The sequence below is a fragment of the Amycolatopsis sp. NPDC051372 genome (genome assembly GCF_040682095.1).
In the GTDB taxonomy this organism is placed as follows: Bacteria; Actinomycetota; Actinomycetes; order Mycobacteriales; family Pseudonocardiaceae; genus Amycolatopsis.
Genome location: NZ_JBFBAF010000047.1, coordinates 1 through 19492, shown reverse-complemented (window position 1 = coordinate 19492; position 19492 = coordinate 1). Strand labels below are relative to the sequence as shown.

General features: G+C 70.8%; 22 protein-coding genes. 15 read left to right on the top strand and 7 right to left on the bottom strand.

What is annotated here, in order from left to right:
• The first annotated feature begins 38 nt into the window (after positions 1 to 38).
• The 7 genes from AB0M56_RS45245 (at position 39) to AB0M56_RS45215 (ending at position 5155) form a co-directional block, all read left to right on the top strand.
• Positions 39 to 215 carry a hypothetical protein gene (locus tag AB0M56_RS45245; protein WP_220238397.1) on the top strand — a complete coding sequence of 59 codons (177 nt, stop codon included), beginning with the start codon at positions 39 to 41 and terminating at the stop codon, positions 213 to 215.
• Complete coding sequence (locus AB0M56_RS45240; RefSeq protein ID WP_364188267.1) at positions 212 to 601, top strand: Asp23/Gls24 family envelope stress response protein; 390 nt, start codon at positions 212 to 214, stop codon at positions 599 to 601. Before AB0M56_RS45245 ends, AB0M56_RS45240 begins: the two co-directional genes overlap by 4 nt.
• Entirely contained in the window at positions 601 to 1137 is a 537-nt protein-coding gene (locus AB0M56_RS45235) for a DUF6286 domain-containing protein (protein ID WP_364188264.1), read from the top strand. The genes AB0M56_RS45240 and AB0M56_RS45235 overlap by 1 nt, the downstream gene beginning before the upstream one ends.
• Positions 1134 to 1733 (top strand): alkaline shock response membrane anchor protein AmaP, encoded by a 600-nt coding sequence (locus tag AB0M56_RS45230; protein ID WP_364188261.1) that lies wholly within the window; start codon positions 1134 to 1136, stop codon positions 1731 to 1733. The genes AB0M56_RS45235 and AB0M56_RS45230 overlap by 4 nt, the downstream gene beginning before the upstream one ends.
• Positions 1734 to 1759: 26 nt before the next feature.
• The gene (locus tag AB0M56_RS45225) at positions 1760 to 2839 is read left to right on the top strand and encodes an ATP-dependent DNA ligase (protein WP_364188258.1); all 1080 of its coding nucleotides are present in this window, start codon (positions 1760 to 1762) and stop codon (positions 2837 to 2839) included.
• Positions 2840 to 2907: 68 nt separating this feature from the next.
• Entirely contained in the window at positions 2908 to 4473 is a 1566-nt protein-coding gene (locus tag AB0M56_RS45220; RefSeq protein ID WP_364188256.1) for an alpha/beta hydrolase, read from the top strand.
• A 13-nt stretch (positions 4474 to 4486) separates the two neighbouring features.
• Positions 4487 to 5155 (top strand): DNA alkylation repair protein, encoded by a 669-nt coding sequence (locus tag AB0M56_RS45215; RefSeq protein WP_364188253.1) that lies wholly within the window; start codon positions 4487 to 4489, stop codon positions 5153 to 5155.
• 1022 nt (positions 5156 to 6177) lie between these two features.
• Here the strand turns inward: AB0M56_RS45215 and AB0M56_RS45210 are convergent.
• Positions 6178 to 6420 (bottom strand): DUF2630 family protein, encoded by a 243-nt coding sequence (locus AB0M56_RS45210; protein ID WP_364188250.1) that lies wholly within the window; start codon positions 6418 to 6420, stop codon positions 6178 to 6180.
• A gap of 87 nt (positions 6421 to 6507) precedes the next feature.
• Between AB0M56_RS45210 and trxA the strand changes: the two genes are divergently transcribed.
• A complete protein-coding gene (gene trxA / locus AB0M56_RS45205; protein ID WP_364188247.1) occupies positions 6508 to 6891 on the top strand; it encodes a thioredoxin in 384 nt (127 codons plus the stop codon).
• Positions 6892 to 6975: 84 nt separating this feature from the next.
• Here trxA and AB0M56_RS45200 read toward each other — a convergent pair whose 3' ends face one another.
• Together AB0M56_RS45200 and pruA are read right to left on the bottom strand one after the other, a co-directional pair.
• The gene (locus AB0M56_RS45200; RefSeq protein ID WP_364188245.1) at positions 6976 to 7905 is read right to left on the bottom strand and encodes a proline dehydrogenase family protein; all 930 of its coding nucleotides are present in this window, start codon (positions 7903 to 7905) and stop codon (positions 6976 to 6978) included.
• 13 nt (positions 7906 to 7918) lie between these two features.
• On the bottom strand, positions 7919 to 9547 hold the full coding sequence (gene pruA, locus AB0M56_RS45195; RefSeq protein WP_364188242.1) for an L-glutamate gamma-semialdehyde dehydrogenase: 1629 nt from the start codon (positions 9545 to 9547) through the stop codon (positions 7919 to 7921).
• Between the two features lie 156 nt (positions 9548 to 9703).
• Between pruA and AB0M56_RS45190 the strand changes: the two genes are divergently transcribed.
• The 3 genes from AB0M56_RS45190 to AB0M56_RS45180 are packed head-to-tail and all read left to right on the top strand — an operon-like array spanning position 9704 to position 12462.
• Positions 9704 to 11299 carry a helix-turn-helix domain-containing protein gene (locus AB0M56_RS45190; protein ID WP_364188240.1) on the top strand — a complete coding sequence of 532 codons (1596 nt, stop codon included), beginning with the start codon at positions 9704 to 9706 and terminating at the stop codon, positions 11297 to 11299.
• A 42-nt stretch (positions 11300 to 11341) separates the two neighbouring features.
• Positions 11342 to 11962 (top strand): maleylpyruvate isomerase N-terminal domain-containing protein, encoded by a 621-nt coding sequence (locus AB0M56_RS45185; protein ID WP_364188237.1) that lies wholly within the window; start codon positions 11342 to 11344, stop codon positions 11960 to 11962.
• Positions 11959 to 12462, top strand: coding sequence for an AAA family ATPase (locus tag AB0M56_RS45180; RefSeq protein ID WP_364188235.1), 504 nt, complete (start codon positions 11959 to 11961; stop codon positions 12460 to 12462). The genes AB0M56_RS45185 and AB0M56_RS45180 overlap by 4 nt, the downstream gene beginning before the upstream one ends.
• Before the next feature lie 52 nt (positions 12463 to 12514).
• Here the strand turns inward: AB0M56_RS45180 and AB0M56_RS45175 are convergent, their stop codons facing one another.
• The 4 genes from AB0M56_RS45175 to AB0M56_RS45160 all read right to left on the bottom strand — a co-directional run bounded on the left by AB0M56_RS45175 (position 12515) and on the right by AB0M56_RS45160 (position 15627).
• A complete protein-coding gene (locus tag AB0M56_RS45175; protein WP_364188232.1) occupies positions 12515 to 12766 on the bottom strand; it encodes a S1 RNA-binding domain-containing protein in 252 nt (83 codons plus the stop codon).
• Between the two features lie 180 nt (positions 12767 to 12946).
• Positions 12947 to 13942 carry an LLM class flavin-dependent oxidoreductase gene (locus tag AB0M56_RS45170; protein ID WP_364188229.1) on the bottom strand — a complete coding sequence of 332 codons (996 nt, stop codon included), beginning with the start codon at positions 13940 to 13942 and terminating at the stop codon, positions 12947 to 12949.
• A 48-nt stretch (positions 13943 to 13990) separates the two neighbouring features.
• The gene (locus tag AB0M56_RS45165) at positions 13991 to 14383 is read right to left on the bottom strand and encodes a DUF6221 family protein (protein ID WP_364188227.1); all 393 of its coding nucleotides are present in this window, start codon (positions 14381 to 14383) and stop codon (positions 13991 to 13993) included.
• A 221-nt stretch (positions 14384 to 14604) separates the two neighbouring features.
• Positions 14605 to 15627 (bottom strand): DNA polymerase domain-containing protein, encoded by a 1023-nt coding sequence (locus AB0M56_RS45160; protein WP_354880849.1) that lies wholly within the window; start codon positions 15625 to 15627, stop codon positions 14605 to 14607.
• Positions 15628 to 15692: 65 nt separating this feature from the next.
• On the opposite strand from AB0M56_RS45160, the gene AB0M56_RS45155 reads away from it, so the two are divergent.
• From AB0M56_RS45155 to msrB, 4 genes are all read left to right on the top strand, one after another.
• On the top strand, positions 15693 to 16367 hold the full coding sequence (locus AB0M56_RS45155) for a TVP38/TMEM64 family protein (protein ID WP_364188224.1): 675 nt from the start codon (positions 15693 to 15695) through the stop codon (positions 16365 to 16367).
• A gap of 117 nt (positions 16368 to 16484) precedes the next feature.
• Positions 16485 to 18161 (top strand): serine/threonine-protein kinase, encoded by a 1677-nt coding sequence (locus tag AB0M56_RS45150; protein ID WP_364188388.1) that lies wholly within the window; start codon positions 16485 to 16487, stop codon positions 18159 to 18161.
• A 106-nt stretch (positions 18162 to 18267) separates the two neighbouring features.
• Positions 18268 to 18573, top strand: a complete 306-nt coding sequence (locus AB0M56_RS45145; protein WP_220238380.1) for a hypothetical protein — start codon at positions 18268 to 18270, stop codon at positions 18571 to 18573.
• Between the two features lie 19 nt (positions 18574 to 18592).
• The gene (gene msrB, locus AB0M56_RS45140; RefSeq protein ID WP_220247509.1) at positions 18593 to 19018 is read left to right on the top strand and encodes a peptide-methionine (R)-S-oxide reductase MsrB; all 426 of its coding nucleotides are present in this window, start codon (positions 18593 to 18595) and stop codon (positions 19016 to 19018) included.
• Positions 19019 to 19492: the final 474 nt, after the last annotated feature.

Genomic DNA, 19492 nt, shown 5'->3' with positions numbered 1-19492 from the left:
CGCGCGACTCTCCGACCACCCAGCACCAGGAGGAAACGTTGAACGCAACGCAGACCGGGATCCTCGCCGGGCTGATTCTCGGCCTCGCCGCAACCCAGGGGTTTACCGCCTTCCTGGTCACGTTCGCCGTGGGGGTCGTGGGGCTGGTCATCGGCCGCGTCGTCGACGGTGAGCTCGACCTCGGCGACCTCTTCGGCCGGGGCCGCGACAAGTGACCGGCCAGCCGCTCCCGGTCGACCTGCCGCGCGGCGACCTGGCCGAACCCGAGGAGCGCGGCAGCCTCAGCATCGCCCACGCCGTGGTGCGCAAGGTCGCGCAGCACGCCGCGGACCTCGTGCCCGGCACGGTGCAGACCGAACGCCGCGTCGCCGGCCTCACCCGCGGCCGATCCGGCGCGAGCGCGAAGGTCGGCGGCGAGGACAACGACGTGGACCTGGCGCTGGAGCTGGCGTTGCGGTACCCGGCGCCGGTCCGGACCGTGACGGGTGACGTGCGCGCGAAGGTCACCGAGGAGGTCGAGCGGATCACGGCGTACCACGTGCGCTCGATCGCGGTGACCGTTTCCGCGCTGCTGCCCGACGCCCGGCCGCGGGTGCGCTGATGCGGTTCCTCGTGCGGTTCCTGTCCACTGTGCTCGGTCTGGCCGTCGCGGTCGGCGGAGCCCTGCTGGCGATCGAGGTCGGGTGGCGCTGGTGGCAGCCGGGCCGCGCGCCGCTGATCGTGCCGTGGGAACGCTGGCGCGAAGACCTCGCCGCGCTGCCGTGGACCGGCACGTCCGTGCGGGTCACGGCGGTGATCGTGCTCGTGGCCGGGCTGCTGTTCGTGCTCTTCGCCCTCACCGCGGGCAGCCGTGCCGTGCGGATGGCCGACCCGGCCGACGGGATCTGCGTGAGCACGTCGCCGCGGGCGCTCGCGCGCCTGGTCGGGCTCGCCGTGCGCGCGCAGGCCAACGTCACCGGCGCGAGCGTGACGGCGAGCGCGCGCAAAGTGCGCGTGCGTGCGACCAGCCGGCTGGAGAACGAGGAACAGCTGCGGCCGCGGCTGCTGGAGACCGTCGCGACGGTGCTGGACGACGTCCCGCTCGAACGGCGGCCGAAGGTGTCCGTGGTCGTCGACTCACCGAAGGACCGCCGATGAGCCGCTCCACCGCAAGCCGCGCCCTGGGCCGGTCCCACAGCGCCGAGCGCACGCTGACGTTCCTGACCGGCCTGGTCGCGGTCCTCGCGGGCGCGGCCGCGCTCGTGGTCGGGCAGGGCTGGCTCGGCGAGTTCCGCGCGCAGCGGCCGCTGCTCGATCCGATGGCCGTGAGCTGGCTGGCCGGGCACCAGCTGTCCGCGCGGGTCGGCACCGTCGTGCTCGGCGTGCTGCTGTTCGTGCTGGGGCTGTGGTGGTTCTTCCGCTCGCTGCGCCCCGAACGCCGCCCTGACCTGGCGCTCGACGAGACGCCGGGCGCCGAGCTCATCGTGACCGCCGGCGCGCTCGCCGGTGCGGTGCAGACCGACGCCGAGGCCATCGCCGGCGTCACCCGGGCGAGGGCGCGCGCGGTCGGCACGTCCGCCGAACCGGCGCTGCGCGTGACGCTGTGGCTGAGCGAAGGCACCGACGTCCGGCGCATCTGGACCGACCTCGACACATACGTGCTCACCCGCGCCCGCGAGGCGCTCGGGATCGACTCGCTGCCCACGGCCGTGCGGCTCGAACTCGACACGACGGGCCCGGCACGCGTGCGCTGACCGCGCGTTTCGCACAGAATGCCCGCATGGCCCTCCCCGTGCAGGCTCCGATCAAGCCCATGCTCGCCAAGCCGGCGAAGGCGATCCCCGACTCCGGCGGGCTGCTGTTCGAGCCCAAGTGGGACGGGTTCCGCTGCCTGGTCTTCCGCGACGGCGACGAGCTCACCCTGCAGTCGCGCGCCGAAAAGCCGCTCAACCGCTACTTCCCCGAGGTCGTGGAGCGGCTGCTGGCGACGCTGCCCGAGCAGGTCGTGCTCGACGGCGAGCTGGTGGTGGGCCGCGGCGGCAAGCTCGACTTCGACGCGCTGACCGAGCGCATCCACCCGGCCGACTCCCGCGTGCAGCTGCTGGCCAAGGAGACGCCCGCGGAGTTCGTGGCGTTCGACGTGCTCGCGCTCGGTTCGGAGTCCTTCATGGACGAACCGACGTCGGCGCGGCGAGCGCGGCTGGAAGGCATCGCGGGCGACGGCGTGCACCTCACGCCGGCCACGACCGACCCGGACACCGCGCGGCACTGGTTCGAGCTGTTCGAGGGTGCGGGGCTCGACGGCGTGATCGGCAAGCCGCTCGACGAGCCGTACTCGCCGGGCAAGCGCGTGCTGTTCAAGTACAAGCACTCCCGGACCGCGGACTGCGTGCTGGCCGGGCTGCGCTGGCACGTCGACGGCGGGCCTGGTGAGGCCGTCGGGTCGTTCCTGCTCGGGCTGTACGACGCCGACGGGCTGCTGCACCACGTCGGCGTGGTCGGCTCGTTCCCGGTCAAGCGTCGCCGTGAGCTGGCCGAGGAGCTGGCCCCGCTGATCACCGACGGCGAGGGCCACCCGTGGGTGGGCGACGCCGTGCGCGAGGGCCAGCGGATCCCGGGCGGCATCACGCGCTGGCGCTCGACCGAGCACGCGTGGGTGCCGCTGAAGCTGGAGCGCGTGGTCGAGGTGGGTTACGAGCACACCGAGGGCGGCGAGCCCGCGCGGTTCCGGCACACCGCGCAGTTCAAGCGGTGGCGCCCGGACCGGGAACCGGCGTCGTGCGGCTACGCGCAGCTGGACGAACCGGCGCGCTACGACCTGTCGGCGGTGTTCCGCGGCGAAGTCGTGCGGACCCGCTAACTTCCGCGTCACACCCGGCGTGCCAAGCTCGTCGGACAGCTCCACCGATACCACGTGAGGACCAGCCCGTGCGCCGCCGTTCCACCAGCCGCCCCCGCCTGCGTGCCCTGGTGGCAGTGCTGGTGGCAGCGCTGACCGTCGCGGGCTGCACCACGGGACCGTCGGTGCGCCCGGCGGTGGTGGACAACGACGGTCAGGCCACGCAGCCGCCGGCCCCCAGCGCCGCGCCCGTGCCGCTGCCGCCGCTCGCGCAACCGCAGTCGCCCAGCCTGCGCTGGACCGACTGCGACGACGACACCCGCCAGCGCATGGGCTCCCCCGCCGCGCCGGCCTCGCTGCACTTCACGTGCGCGCGCCTGACCAGCCCGCTCGACGCGCCCGACGACACGCAGCACCTGCTCGCGCGCATCCTCGTGCTCAAGGCCGGCGACGGCCCGATCCCGCTCGTGGTCGTGAACGACATCGGCGGCGAACCCGGCTCCGTCTTCGCCGCGCGCCTGGCCTCGCAGCTGCCGCCCGCGCTCCTCCAGAAGTTCTCGCTGATCGGCGTGGACCGCCGCGGCACCGGCCTTTCGGGCGGCGTGCAGTGCGTGCCCCCGGAAGCACGAGAAGCGCTGCTCGGCGCCGACCCGGCCCAGGGCGACCTCACGGACGTTCTCGACGCCTCCCGCCGCGCCGGCCAGCAGTGCGCCATCGACCTCGACACGGCCCAGACGGCGCTGGACAGCTGGCGCACCGCCGGCGACCTCGAACAGCTGCGGACCCAGCTCGGCGTGCCGCACCTCAACGCTCTCGGGCGCGGTGATGGCTCGAAGGTGCTGTCGGAGTACGCCGTGCGCTATCCCGCGCAGGTGGGACGGATGGTTCTGGACGGCTTGCCGGATCCTGGTGAGGACCGTGCCGCGGTGCTGGACGCTGTCGCCGCGGGTGCGCAGGCGACGTTGGACGCGTTCGGGGCTGATTGTGCGGCTCGTGGGTGTGCGATGGGCGACCCGAAGGCCGCGTTGAAGGCGGTGACCGACCGCTCGCGTGCGGCACCGGAGACGACTCCGGACGGCGTCACGGTGACTCCCGGTATCGCGACTTACGCGGTGTATCTCGGCTTGGCCGACCGGACGCGGTGGCCGGCGCTTGCCGATGCGCTGGCTGCGGCCAAGTCCGGCGATGTGACTGCGCTGGAGTCGTTCGCGGACCCGGTGATCGTCGATGCGCAGGGCCGTACGTCGCGGATCGGCGGGGTGCTGGCGACTCGGTGCAATGACGCGGCTACCCGGCTGCCTGCTGATCAGATCAACAAGGTCGACGAGGGGATGCGGGCCAAGTATCCGCAGTTCGGGTCGGCTGTGGCGCAGGAGCTCGCGTGGTGTGGGGCCTGGCCGGTGCGTCGGGAGCCGTTGCCTGCTGCCGGGGCGCCTGGTGCGCCACCGATTCTGGTCGCCGCGACGGCTGCTGACCCGGTGACGCCGGAGATCGGGACGACGCGGGCTGCGGATCAGATGCCGAGTGCGGTGACCATCTCGTGGCAAGGGGCCGGGCATGGGGCAGTCGGGCAGTCGCCTTGTGTGACGTCGGCTGTTCAGGCGTTTTTGATCGATGGAAAGGTTCCTACTGACGGGACTCTGTGCCCGGCTTGACAGGGGGTTCACCGTGACCGACAGCACTGTGGCCGAGGTGCTGGCCGAACTGGCCGCCCTGGAGGACCCGAGGTCTCGGGCGGTGAACGAGAAACATGGCGATGACCATGGGGTGAATCTCGGTAAGTTGCGTGCGCTGGCCAAGAGGATGAAGACGCAGCATGAGCTTGCCGTTGAGCTCTGGGCTACCGGGGACACAGCTGCGAGGCTGGTGTCACTGCTGATTTGCCGGCCGAAGTTGTTCGAGCGTGTCGAGTTGGACACCATGCTGCGTGCGGCTCGGACGCCCAAGGTGCATGACTGGCTTGTGGCCTACGTCGTGAAGAGAAGTCCTCACGTCGAGGAGCTGCGGGTTGCCTGGTTCAGTGATTCGGATCCGATCGTGGCCAGTGCTGGGTGGGCGCTGACTACTGATCGTGTGGCGAAGGCTCCTGATGGGCTGGATCTCGGTGGGTTGCTGGATGTCATCGAGGGTGAGATGAAGGATGCGCCCGAAAGGTTGCAGTGGGCGATGAATCAATGTCTTGCGCAGATTGGGATTGAGAATCCGGGTTATCGGGGTCGTGCGGTGGATATTGGGGAGCGGTTGGGGGTTTTGAAGGATTATCCGACGCCGGCGAATTGTACGTCGCCGTATGCGCCGGTTTGGATTGCTGAGATGGTTGCTCGTAAAGCCGTGTAGTTACGGCTCGGCGCGCGGGGCGCACCATTGCCGGATATAGGGGTGGGTGGTGGGCACCCCGATTTTTGATTGTCACGACGGTAGAGATCGGCTTGTCAAGGCGGGAAAGAGTACCTTGACAAGCCGATCTCTCCCGTGTTGGGGAAAAGAATCGGGGGCCGGCCGGGGGAAGGTTGCGGGGAGAGGTTGAGAGAACTTCAGGTGTGTTGCCGGGTGGGGGTTGGGTAGAAGCAAGAGCACGGGGACCTTAGGTGGGTGCGCCCTGCTGCGTTGCCGGGCGGACGCGGGCAGGGACAAGAGCGCGGGCAGCTTAGGTGGGTGCGGCCAGTTGCGTTGCCGGGTGAGAGGTCGGTAGAGGCAAGAGCACGGGCGGCTTGGGCGTCAGCGAGTTGCGTCGCCGGGTGGTTATTGAGGAGAGGCAAGAGTCGCCGAGGTGAGTGGGGGGGTGGCGGGTTGCGCGTGCGGCCGGGAGCCGAGAGGTCGCAAAAGCCGCCGAGGCGGGTGCGGTGCAGGCGGGCGGCGGGCGAGGAGTGACAGCAGCGCCCCAATGCGGCATTCGGTGCATTGGGGCGCAACCGGCGCGGCGTTCGGGGCCTTAAGTGCAACGAACGCCGCTTTGGGGCGCTGGGACTCAGCGTTTCGGCGCTAGACGTCCGGCTAACCGAGGGGCGCATCACCAGCCGGAAGTGGCAAAAATGCTCAGCATTGAGCAAACCGGGGCCACATAACCTGCGCGCGATTTCAAAGCCAACCAAACCACCGAATCGCGGCGCCCTTGCCCCACTCAACCGCCACCCGGCAACGCAATCCACCAGCGCACTATCCCCTCCCCGCAACCTTCCCCCGGCCGGCCCCCGATTCTTTTCCACAACACGGTCTGGGTCGGTTTGTCAAGGTACTCTTTCCCGCCTTGACAAACCGACCCAGACCGTAGTGACAATCAAAAATCGGGGTGCCCATCCACACACCCCTATATCCGGCAATGGCGCGCTCCGCGCGCCGAGCCGGACAACAAGAAAACCCTACTGCCGATACCCCTCAACCTCACCCACAGACCGCACCGACGCCTCATCCGGGTTCTCGTGGAACTCCGTCCGAGCCCGCCGCTGCCTCAGCAGGTCCCAGCACTGGTCGAGCTCCTGCTCCACCTTCGTCAGCTGCGCCTGGTCGTCAGCGGACAGCCCGGTACCGACCGAACGCGACCGCAGCTGGTGCTCTTCCGCGATGAGCTCGTCGATGCGGCCCAGGATCTCGCCGTTGGCCATGGGTGGTCCTCCTCACCTCGTACTACCGGCCCATGACGCTACCCGCCGCCGGGGAATTCCCGCCCGGCGCCGTCCGTTGAATCCACCATGAGCACCGTTGAGCTGACCACCGCCAACTTCGACCAGACCGTGACCGACAACGACTTCGTCCTGATCGACTTCTGGGCGAGCTGGTGCGGGCCGTGTCGCCAGTTCGCGCCGGTGTATGACAAGTCGTCGGAGAAGCACTCCGACATCGTCTTCGCCAAGGTCGACACGGAGGCCGAGCAGCAGCTGGCCGCCGCGTTCGACATCCGCTCGATCCCGACGCTGGCCGTGATCCGCGACAAGACGCTGATCTACGCGCAGCCGGGCGCGCTGCCGGAGCCGGCTCTGGAGGACCTCATCCGCCAGGCTCGCGAGGTCGACATGGACGAGGTGAAGAAGGCCGCCGCCGAGCAGGCCGAGCAGGCCGCCCAGGAGCAGGCCTGAAGCACCGCCCCGAGCAAGGGGTCACAAACCACGAAGGCCCCCTCAACCACGGATGAACGTGGTCGAGGGGGCCTTCGCAGGTTCTCAGGAGCGGGTGACGAGCCCACGCAGGAAGAACGCCAGGTTGGCCGGACGCTCGGCGAGCCGGCGCATGAAGTAGCCGTACCACTCGTCGCCGCACGGCACGTACACGCGCATCGTTCGCCCCTCGGCCGCGAGGTTCTTCTGCTCCTCCGGGCGGATGCCGTAGAGCATCTGGAACTCGTGGTCGCCGGGTTTGCGGCCCGCGTCGGCGGCCAGCTCCTTCGCGATGGCGATCATCCGCGGGTCGTGCGAGGCCACCATCGGGTAGCCCTCGCCCGCCATCAGCACGCGCAGGCAGCGCACGTAGGACTTGTCGACGTCGGCCTTGTCCTCGAACGCCACCGACGAAGGCTCCGCGTAAGCGCCTTTGCACAGCCGCACGCGCGACCCCGGGCCGGACAGCTCGCGGCAGTCCCGCTCGGTGCGCTTGAGGTAGGCCTGCAGCACCGCACCGACCCACGGGTACTCGCCGCGCAGCTCCCGCAGGATCTGCAGCGTCGAGTCCGTGGTGGTGTGGTCCTCCATGTCGAGCGTCACCGTCGCGCCGACGGCCTCGGCCGCCGCGCAGATCTTGCGCGCGTTCTCCAGCGCCACGCCCTCGCCGTCACCGGGCAGGAACTGGCCGACGGCCGAGAGCTTCACCGAGACGTCGGCACCGGCGGCCAAGCCCTGGTCGGCGAGCGCCGAGAGCAATTCCTCGTAGGCCCGGACCGTGGTGGCCGCCTGGGTGGCGTCGGTCGTGTCCTCACCGAGGTGGTCGATCGTGATCGACCGGCCGTCGGCGGCCAGCTCGCGCGCGGCGCGCACGGCGTCGGCGGTCGTGGACCCGGAGACGAAGCGGCGCACGACGGATCGCGTCGCGGGCACTGCTTCGATCAACGCGCGCATCCGCCGGGATCGGGCGGCGGCGAGCAACGGGGCACGCAGCATGGCGGTTTCTCCCTCAGCCCTGGTGCGGGTAGCGCACGGCGGTCGGCGGCACGAACGTCTCCTTGATCGAGCGCGGGCTCGTCCAGCGAAGCAGGTTGAAGATCGAACCGGCCTTGTCGTTAGTGCCCGAAGCGCGGGCCCCGCCGAACGGCTGCTGCCCGACGACGGCGCCGGTCGGCTTGTCGTTGACGTAGAAGTTGCCCGCCGTGTAGCGCAGCGCCTGCGAGGCCTTGGCCACGGCGGTGCGGTCGTTGGCGATCACGGAACCGGTGAGCGCGTAGGCCGCGGTCTCGTCGATGACCTTGAGCATCTCGTCGAACTGCGCGTCCTCGTACACGTGGACCGACAGGATCGGGCCGAAGTACTCGGTGCTGAAGATCTCGTGCTTCGGGTTGCTCGACACGAGGACGGTGGGCTGTACGAAGTAGCCCACGCTGTCGTCGGCGGTGCCACCGGTGAGGATCTCGACCTCGCTGTCGCCCTTGACCCGCTCGAACAGCGACGCGTGCTTGTCGAACGCGCGACGGTCGATCACGGCACCGCCAAAGTGCGCCAGGTCGCTGACGTCGCCGTAGGTGATGGCCTCCGTCTCGCTGACCAGGCCGTCCTTCAGCTGCTCCCACAGGCTGCGCGGCACGTACGCACGCGAAGCCGCGGAGCACTTCTGGCCCTGGTACTCGAAGGCGCCGCGGACCAACGCCGTGCGCAGCACGTCGAGGTCGGCCGACGGGTGCGCGAGCACGAAGTCCTTACCGCCGGTCTCGCCGACGAGACGCGGGTAGCTGCGGTAGCCGGCGATGTTCGCGCCGACGGTGCTCCAGAGGTGCTGGAACGTCGGCGTCGAGCCGGTGAAGTGGATGCCGGCGAGGTCGCGGTGCGTCAGCGCCACCTCGGACACGGCCTTGCCGTCGCCCGGGAGCAGGTTGATCACGCCCGGCGGCATGCCGGCCTCTTCGAGCAGCCGCATGGTGAGGTGCGCGGCCAGGCTCTGCGTCGGCGACGGCTTCCACAGCACGGTGTTGCCCATCAGCGCGGGCGCGGTGGGCAGGTTGCCGGCGATCGCGGTGAAGTTGAACGGCGTGATCGCGTAGACGAAGCCCTCGAGCGGGCGGTGCTCCATGCGGTTCCACACGCCGGGCGAGCTGGCGGGCTGCTCGGCGAGGATGCGGCGGCCGAACTCGACGTTGAAGCGCCAGAAGTCGGCAAGCTCGCACGCGGAGTCGATCTCGGCCTGCGTCGCGGTCTTCGACTGGCCGAGCATGGTGGCGGCGTTGATTGTCGCGCGCCACGGGCCGGTCAGCAGGTCGGCGGCGCGCAGCAGCACGGCGGCGCGGTCGTCGAACGACAGCGCGCGCCACTCCGGCGCGGCTTTGCCGGCGGCGACGATCGCGTCCTTCGTGTCCTGTTGAGACGCGCTGGAGATGGTGCCGAGCACGTGGCTGTGGTTGTGCGGCTCGACGACGTCGATCTTCTCGCCGCCCCCGGCGCGCTGCTCGCCGCCCACGGTCACGGTCAGGTCGACCGGACCGGCCTGACCCAGTTTCTTCAGCGCCCCTTCCAGCTCGGCGCGCTCGGCGCTGCCCGGTGCGTAGGTGTACACCGGCTCGTTCTTCGGGGTCGGTGTCTGGGTCACGGCGTCCACGGCGGCTCCCTCTGGTCTTTCTTCTGCTGTGCTTCCCGGTACTGCTGCTCTGTACTGCGGGGATGCCCGAACGGTAACTCCGGAAAGCGCCGGCAGGTTTGTCCGACCGGCTAGAATCATGGTGATGAACTTGTCCGATCGGATGAAGGTGATCCGATGACAGCGGAAGCGTCCGACGGCTTGCCCGCCACCTCGCTGCGCCACGTGCTGGCGACGCTGGGCGAGCCGCTCGTACGGGTGCTCGTGGCGCCGCAGGGGTTGGGCGTGCGGGTCGACGACGTAGTGATCCTCGACCCCGAAGACCCGCCGGAAGCCCACCCTGGTGACCTTGTGCTGGTGATCGGCGCGCGCGGCCGGGCGGCGGCCGCGGCCATCCGCGCGGCCGGGCGCGGCGGGGCGGCCGCGGTGGCCGTGAAGGGCGAGGGCGGCACGGACGTGGCGGCCGACGCGGGCGTCGCGCTGCTCACCGTGGGGGCCGAGGCGCGGTGGGAGCAGGTGGAGGCGCTGGCGCGCGGGGTCGTCGACGCGGCCCGCGCCGGCGGCGAGGCGGAGACCGGCGAGGTGCTGGGCGACCTGTTCGCCCTGGCCCAGACGGTCGCGACGCTCACCGGCGGCCTGGTCAGCATCGAGGACACCGCGAGCCGCGTGCTGGCGTACTCGCGCTCGTCCGACGAGGTCGACGAGCTGCGCCGGCTGTCGATCCTCGGGCGCGAGGGACCCGAGCGGTACCTGGCGATGTTGCGGGAATGGGGCGTCTACCAGCGGCTACGCGCGGGCGAGGGGATCGTGCGGATCGACGAACGGCCCGAGCTGGGCATCCGCCGGCGCATCGCGGCCGGCATCCACGCGGGATCGCAGCCCCTGGGCACGATCTGGGTGCAGGAGGGCGCCACGCCGCTCACCGAGCAGGCGGAGGTGGCGCTGCTCGGCGCGAGCCGCTCGCTGGCGCCGCAGCTCATCCGGGCCCGCACGCTGCCGAGCCCCCAGCTGCGGCTGCGCGAAGACCTGCTGGCCGGGCTGCTGGAAGGCCGCGTCGACGCCGAGTCGGTGGCCGACGACATCGGCGCCGATCCCGCACGGCCCGCGCAGGTGCTGACGTTCGCGTTGTCGTCGACCGGGCCCGCCGCGTCGGACCGGCTGTTGCGGCGCGCGGAGCTGGTGCACCTGATCGCGGTGCACACCGCCGCCTACCGGCGCAGTGCCCTGGTGAGTGTGCTGGGCGCGCGCGTCTACGCGTTGCTGCCCGACCTGCCGGAGCATTCCGACGCGGCGGTTCTGGCTCTGGCCAAGGAGATCGTGACGGCGGCGGAGCGGCACCTCGACGTGCCGGTGCGTGCCGCGCTCGGTGGCGTGGTCCCCCGGCTGTCCGACGCAGCGGCTTCCCGGGGCGACGCGGACCGGGTGCTGCTCGCGATGGCGCGCGGGCGCTGGCCCGAAGCCGTCGCGTCGCTGGCGGATGTGCGCGCCGACGTGCTGCTGTCGGAAGTGCTGGCGTACCTCGCGGACCAGCCCCGCATCCGCGATCCACGGCTGACCGAGCTGCTGGCGCACGACGCCGACCACGGCGGCATTCTCGTGCCGGCGGTGCTCGCGTACCTCGACGCGTTCGGGGATGCGCGCGCGGCCGCGAAGGCGTTGAACATCCACCCGAACACCGTGCGGTACCGCGTGCGGCGGGCGGCGGAGGTGTCCGGTGTCGACCTCGGGGATCCGGCCCAGCGGCTGCTCACGCAGCTGCAGCTGCGGCTGTAGAAACCTTGTGCGGGGCGGAGTGCGGCCTCGCTAGGGTGCGGCATGGATCTTTTCCCCCGGGCCTGGGGCACCCTGCAGGAAGCCGTCCACTCTCTCGACGACGCGCAGTGGGTCTCGCCGTCCGGCTGCGCCGGGTGGCTGGTGCAGGACCTCGTGTTCCACCTGGTCATCGGTGCGCAGGACATCCTCATCACGCTCGTGACGACCACCGACGCGCCCGCGACACGCGACGCCGTGACCTACTGGGAGCCCGGCTCCCCCGGCGACGGCACGGACGCCGAATCGGCGTTCGTCCGCCGCGGCGCCTCGGCGTACTCGGGACCAAAATCGCTGCTGCACCACTTCGACGACCTCGCCGTCGCCGCCGGGAAAGCCGCGGCGGCTGCGGATCCCGCCACTCGCGTGGAAACTCGCGACGAGGTGCTGACGGTCGCGGACTTCCTCACGACGTACGTGGTCGAAGCGACGCTGCACCACCTCGACCTGACGCTGCACCTGTCCGATGTGGACGGTCCACCGGCGTCGACACTGGCAGCGACGAGGGCGATCGTGGAGGGCGTTGTCGGGCGGCCGTTGCCTTCGGAAGACGACCGGGAGGCGCTGCTGTTCGCCACGGGCCGGCTGCCTGCTCCGGCGGAGTTCACTCCGGTGGCGCTGGGATGATCGTCTGGCTCAACGGGACGTTCGGCTCCGGAAAGACCACGACCGCGCGGGAACTCACCGGGCTGCTGGGGGCGCGGGTGTTCGACCCGGAGTACGTCGGGTACCTGCTGCGCGTGCCGTTTCCCGAGCCTGAGGGCGATTTCCAGGACCTCGACCTGTGGCGTCCGCTGGTGGTCGAGACGCTGGCGCGGGTGCACGCGCACACCGGCGGACCGCTCGTGGCCCCGCAGACGATCCTCGTCGAGCGGTACGCGCGCGAGATCTTCGACGGGCTGTCCGCGCGCGGCATCACCGTGCACCACTTCGTGCTGCACGCGAACCGCGACGAGCTGCTCCGGCGCATCGAGGCCGACGAACCGAGCATCCGGCAGTGGCGGCTGGATCACCTCGACGCGTACGAGAAAGCCCTGCCGTGGCTCAAGAAATCGGGCACGGTGCTGGACACAGTGGACACACCGCCGACCGAGGTGGCGCGCACGATTTCGGCCGCGGTGAGCTGAAGAAGGTGAGCTGAGGGCTGGGGCAGCAGCGCTTCTGCCCCAGCCCCGCGCGTCACTCCGTGACGAGGCTGAACCGGCGGCGTTCGACGTCGATCTGCTCAATGCGCACCGACAGGCGGGCACCGACTTCAGGAGCGGCGCCGCGGTCGGTCACGAGCAGGCCCTGGATGCCGGGCGCCACCTCGACGAACGCGCCGAACGGCAGCTGCTGCACGACCACGCCGTCGAGCACTCCGCCCGCGGCGTGCTCGGACAGCCAGGAGCGCCAGGTGGTTTCCGCGGCGCTGGTTTCCGATGTGGACAAACGATTTCACCTCCCTTCGCGAACCGCAGGAATGTCCTCGGAAGTTCGCTTCGGGAGGGTGGGCCACGGGCCCACCGGGGGGTCACGGCAAGGCCGGGTACCCCGTCTGCTCACGGCTCTCGGCCGACCCGGCAGTCATGCGTTCACCGTAGCAGTGTGTTCCGCCGCGGGTAAGCGTTTTTAGGCTGAGACCGAAAGCCCGGCCAGCTCCGCGAGCGCGGTGAACGACTCGACGCGGGCAGCCTGGTCGTAGGTACTCGTGCTGACCAGGAGCTCGTCGGCCCCGGTGGCCTCGACCAGCTCGCCGAGCCGGTCGGTCACCTCGGCGGGGGTGCTGCCGATCTGGCTCGCGACGATGTCGTCGAGGCGCGAGCGTTCGCGGTCGGTCTTGGGCAGCGCCAGGATCTCGTCGACGGGCGAGAGCGGCGGGAAGACGCCGTGGCTGCGCGAGTACACCGTCGACCACGCCTCGGGCACCAGCAGCCGGCGCGCCTGTTCGCGGGTATCGGCGACGGCGACCGATGTCGACACGACGACATGCGGCTCGGTTCCCGCTCCTGCGAACGTGTCCCGGTACCGGCGGATGGCCTCGACCATCGCCCGCTCCCCGCGCGCCGGCGCGATCACCAGCGGCAGGCCCAGCTCGGCAGCGAGGTCCGCGCCGGAGCCGGTGGCCAGCAGGAACGTCGGCAGGCTCAGCCCTTCGGCCGGGATCGCGTGCACGCCGGGGTAAGCCGTCTGGTCGCCGCGGAAGAACGCGAGCAGCTCGCGCACCTGGCCGCCGAAGTCCTCGGCCGCCTCGCGCCCCTGCCCGAGCGCTTGCCGCACGCCGTCGGTGAAGCCCACCGACCGGCCCAGCCCCAGATCGATCCGGCCCGGGAACAGCGATTCCAGCACCCCGAACTGCTCCGCCACGACCAGCGGCCGGTGGTTCGGCAACATCACGCCGCCCGTGCCGACGCGGATCCGCGACGTCACCGACGCGACCGCCGCGGCCAGCACCGTCGGCGCCGACCCGGCCACCCCGGGCACGCTGTGGTGCTCCGACACCCAGAACCGGTGATACCCGAGCGCCTCGATGTCCCGCGCGAACGCGACGGTGTCCCGCAGCGCCTGCGCGCTACCCCGCCCGCGCCTGGCGGGCGAACGGTCGAGCACGGAGATCCGGAACGTCACCTCTGGATCAACACGGCCGCGTGGCCGCGGATTCCCCGGCGTGACGAGCTACGGCCGCCAGCGTTCGCTGTAGTCCGGGTGCTCGGCGTACGGCAGGGCGAGCAGCCGCAGCGTCAAGCACCAGTTCGACCCCGCCTCGTCGGCCGGGACGTGACAGGTCTCGCACCAGTATTCGCTGCCGTACAAAGGAAACCCGGGGACCTTTTCGGACACCGTCGTGCGGTGGGCGAGCATGATGCGGCGCGTGACCTCGACCTCGTTGATCATCTGGTTGACGACGTCGAGCTCGTTGTCGCCCAGCGCGCGTACGCGTTGTTCGACCGCGACCTTCGTCTCGCCGCGGTTGAGCGCCTCGCCGGTCTTCGCCTTCTGCACCGCCTGCATGATCAGCGCCTGCCGCTGACCCACCCGCGCGGCGAGGAACGCGATCAGGTCGTCCACGAAAGGCCTCCCTCCTCGAGCCGGGCTCCTCCGGCGCGGGATAGTCGCCGCGCGGCGCCGGGGTGTTACGCGCCGGCTGTGCCAGGGGACAACCCGAGCCCGCCGGACGCTACTCCACTCCCAGCCTGACCTGCGGGAACGTTACGCAGCCGTAAAGGTGGGAATTTTTCGCGTTCGCCGAAGTTGATCACGGACCGTGAGCACCCGCGGCGACGAGTCGATCACTCGGTGTCGGGCCGCGCCTTGCTCGGCTGCACGCGCTTGGGCTCGCCCGGCATCTTCGGGTAGTCCGGCGGGTAGGGCAGTTCCGCGCCGCCGAGGTCGCGGTCGTCGCGTTCGTACCACTCCAGCAGGGTTTCGAGGCCGAACGCCGTTTCGTCCATCGGCGCGTGGAGGTCGCCGTGCTCGGCCAGGAAGGCCGGCACGGTGAGCACGTCGAAGTCGTCCGGGTGCACGTCGTCGAGCATCGCCCAGGTCAGGGGCGTGGACACAGTCGCGCGCTGCGTCCCTCGGACCGACCACGTGGAGGCGACGGTGCGGTCGCGCGCCGCCTGGTTGTAGTCGAGGAACACGCGGCCGCCGCGTTCCTCCTTCCACCACGAAACGGTGGCCTTGTCCGGGATGCGGCGTTCGACCTCGCGCCCGAGCGCGATCACCGCGTGGCGCACGGCGATGAAGTCCCACTCCGGCCGGATGCGGACGAGCACGTGGACCCCGCGCCCGCCGGACGTCTTGGGGTAGCCGGTGAGCCCCGCGTCGGCCAGCACCTCGCGGACCACGCGTGCCACCGCGACGGCGTCGTCGAAGCCGGCCGAGTCCGGCGGGTCGACGTCGATGCGCAACTCGTCCGGATGGTCCACATCGGACCGCCGAACGGGCCACGGGTGGAAGTCGAACGTGCCGAGGTTCGCCGCCCACGCGAACACTGCGGGTTCGGTCGGGCAGACCTCGTCGGCGGTGCGCCCGGACGGGAACGTGATCCGCGCGGTCTGGACCCAGTCCGGCGCGCCCTTGGGCACGCGCTTGGCGTAGAACCACTCGCCCGCCACGCCGTCGACGTAGCGCTTGAGCGTGGTGGGCCGCTCGCCGATCGCGCGCAGCAACGGCTCGCCCACCGCGAGGTAGTGCTCCACCACCTGCCGCTTCGTGATGCCGCGCTCCGGGAAGTACACCTTGTCCGGGCTCGTGACCCTGACGGTGCGCTCCCCCACCTGGTACTCGACCGGATCGCCGTTCTTGGGCATGGGCCCACCGTAGCCGGATCCACGCCGCGCGCCTGCCGATCACGTTTTCCTCTACCGTGGGCCGGGTGTCCGGCAGAACCAAGCTGATCCTCGCGCTCACCGTGCTCGCCCTCCTCGCGGCGGCCGCGGTGTTCCTGCCGATCCCCAGCCCGTCGGACCTGCGCCGCTGGGCCCAGGCGACCGGACCGGCGACGCCGCTGGTGCTGCTGGTCGCATATTCGTTGCTCACCGTGGCGCCCATTCCGCGCACCGTGTTCAACCTCGCGGCCGGGCTGCTCGTCGGCAGCGTCGCGGGGATCGCGATCGGCTTGGTGGCGACGACGATCGCGGCGGGCCTGTCGTTCGCGCTCGCGCGGCTGCTGGGCCGGGACCTCGTGCTGCGGCACCTGCACCGCGCGCCCGTGCGCATCGTGAACGAACGGCTCTCCGGCGGCGGCGTGCTGGCTATCACCTCGCTGCGGCTGATCCCCGTGGTCCCCTTCGCGCCGTTGAGTTACCTGTGCGGAGTGTCGACGGTGAAGCTGGTGCCGTACCTGGTCGGCACGCTGCTCGGGAGCATCCCCGGCACGGTCGCCGTGGTGATCCTCGCCGACGCGCTGACCGGCGACACGCCGCCCGCGCTCCTGGCTTGTTACGCCGTTTTCGCCGCAGCCGGAGCCGTCGGCCTGGTCAGGGTGCTGAAGAAGCGCAGCCCCGCCGTCGGCGAGGAAGAGCCCGCCGTCTCCGCACCGGCTGGCTGACGGCGGCAACATCCACCCGACCGCTACACTCGTTCGGGTGCGCGAGGGGTATCCGCGCTGAGTAAGGCCACGATCACCGGGATTTCGTCAGGAGCGGTCGCCATCGACACCGGTCAGCTGATCGCGGGGCACTACCGCCTCGTCGAGCACATTGGTAGCGGTGCCATGGGTGTGGTGTGGCGCGCCGTCGACGTGCGCCTGGAACGGTCGGTGGCGATCAAGCAGATCCTCCCCCAGCCGGGCGTTTCCGAAGCCGAACGCGACAACATGCGCCAGCGCGCCATGCGCGAGGCCAAGAACGCGGCCCGCTTCCAGCACCCCAACGCGATCGTGGTCTTCGACATCGCCGAACACGGCGGCGACCCCTGCCTCGTGATGGAGTTCCTCGACGGTCCGAGCCTCTCGGCCGTGCTGGCCGAGCAGGGCACGCTGCCCGTCGGCCAGGTCGCGCGCATCGGGGAGCAGGTGGCCGCCGCGCTCGTCGCCGCGCACCGCTCCGGGATCGTGCACCGCGACGTGAAGCCCGGCAACATCCTCATCGACGAGACCGGCACCGCGAAGATCACCGACTTCGGCATCTCGCGCGCGGCCGGCGACATGACGCTCACGCAGACCGGCCTCATCGGCGGCACCCCGGCGTACCTCGCGCCCGAGCTGGCGCGCGGCGCCGACCCGGTGCCCAGCTCCGACGTGTTCGCCCTCGGCGCCACGCTCTACCAGGCCATCGAGGGCCAGACGCCCTACGGCAACACCACCAACCAGCTCGCGCTGCTGTACGCGGCCGCCAACGGCCAGATCAACCCGCCGACCCAGGCCGGCCCGGCCACGGCGCTGCTGATGAGCCTGCTGCGCAGCGAGCCCGGCGAGCGCCCGAGCATGGCCGAGGCCCGCGAAGGCCTGGCGAAGCTCGCGTCGGGCGAACCGGCCGGCCCCGAGCTGCTGTCGTCAGGCCCCACCGAACGCCTCGACCGCGGCGGCTCACGTCCGCCGTGGCAGCGCGTGGACGGCCCGAAGCCCGGCGCCCCGATCCCCGCGCAGAAGGCCCCGTCGAACCCGCCGCGCACCCCGACGGCGGCGTTCATGCCGATGCGCTCGCCCGCCGCGCCGCCCAACACGCCGCCGCGGCCCCAGCCCGCCCAGCCGGCGCCCCCGGTCCGGCCGACGCAGCAGCAGCCCCGCCCGGCCCCGACGGCCGCCGCGCCGAACTACCGCAATGCGTCGAGCACGCCGCCGCGTGCCGACAACAAACGCAAGTTCGCCCTGCTCGCGGGCGGTGCCGCGGCCGTGGTCGTGATCGCGGTGGTGGTGTTCCTCGTGCTGAGCTCGGGCGGTGGCGGCGACAAAGGCACCTCCACGCAGGCGGGCCAGCAGCCCCAGCAGTCGAGCTCGGCGCCCGGGCCGAGCTCCAGCGCTCCGTCAAGCAGCTCGGCGCCGCCGCCGGTCGCGTCGAACGGCAACGTTCAGTGGCAACCCGCGGGCAACGCCGTCGTGCAGTTCTACGGCGCGGTCGGCGACAATCCGGCGGCGGCGTGGGCGATGCTGACCCCCGCCGCGCAGGCTCCGTACGGCAGCCTCGACGCCTTCACCTCGTACTGGAGCCAGCACGTGCTCAAGAAGTACAAAGGCGCCTCCGCGTACCTCGGGCGGAACAATCCGGACGGCTCGGTCGACATCCAGATCAACCTCACGACCGACAGCGGCACCGCGCCGAAGGTCGTCCAGGTGATCGCCGTGCAAGGCGGTGCGCTGATGCTCAACGGCGACACCCGGCCGGACGGCGGGGCGAGCCAGTAGCGGGTCCCCCACCCGCCGTCACCAGGAGCGACGACACCGTTGCGAACCAGTGAGACTCGCCGCGCGGGGAGTGTGGTGAGCAGGGGTGATGGCCTACCGTGGAGCCATGGCCGAGAGCGGAGCTGTACAGCCGGGCTGGAATCCTCGGTTCCACGAGGATCTCGTCGGGCTGGATCCGTACGACCCGGAGGCGCGCGCGTTCGCCGCGCACCTCGACCGGATGGAGCGCACGGGCCCGACGTTCACCGTCGAAGCGTGCCTCGACCAGGTCTCCGACTTCGCCGACTCCAGCAGCCGCGCGGGCGGGCTGCGCTACTGGGTTTCGGCGCTCATCGCGGCGTTGATCGTGCTCGGGGTGATCGTGACCGCATGGCAGATCGTGACCCACGCGATCGCTTTCCTGGCGGGGTAACGTGGGCGACGTGAAAGGTATGAAACCCGTGGTCGGCACCACGCCCCGTGTGGTGAAGTCCGAGCAGGAGTGGCGCGAGCAGCTCAACCCCGAGGAGTACGCGGTGCTCCGCCAGGCCGGCACCGAGCGGCCGTTCGTCGGCGAGTACACCGACACCAAGACCACCGGCGCTTACGAGTGCCGGGCTTGTGGTGCCGAGCTGTTCCGCAGCGACACGAAGTTCGAAAGCCACTGCGGCTGGCCGTCGTTCTTCGACCCGGCGGACTCCGACGCCGTGCTGCTGCGCGAAGACCGCACACTCGGCATGAAGCGCATCGAGGTGCTCTGCGCCTCGTGCCACAGCCACCTCGGCCACGTCTTCGAGGGCGAGGGCTACGACACGCCGACCGACCAGCGCTACTGCATCAACTCGATCTCGCTGAAGCTCGTTCCCGAGACCGAGTGACACGACGATCACCCAAGAGCGCCCTCCCCCACCGGGAGGGCGCTTTTATTTGAGGAAGGCTTAGGGAAACTCCCGGCAACCACGGCGGCTTCCCACGCGTGCACGAAACACGACGCTCCGGGAGGCGCCATGACCCTCATCGCCACCATCACCGGCACGCTGCTCGGCGTGCCCGGATGCGCGGAGCTTCCGCTGTTGCCGAGCCGCACTCAGGCAACCACGGGCTGCACTGTTCCCAACCGGGGCCCAGATGTGCGGACCCGCCACCGTTCCCGACGTCGCCCTGGTGTGCGGGGCTTCCGCGATTCGCGAGCCGGCAGCAGGCCGCGCCACGGAACGTTTCCTCATGGCGCACGAGGACCGGTCGCGCGAGGACAAACCCCCGCCCTCCGGCGGTTTCTAGCGGTGGTTGCAACACTGCTGCTAGACGGTGAGTAACTGTGTCATGCGTTCGGCGGGGCTGTCCCAGCCGAG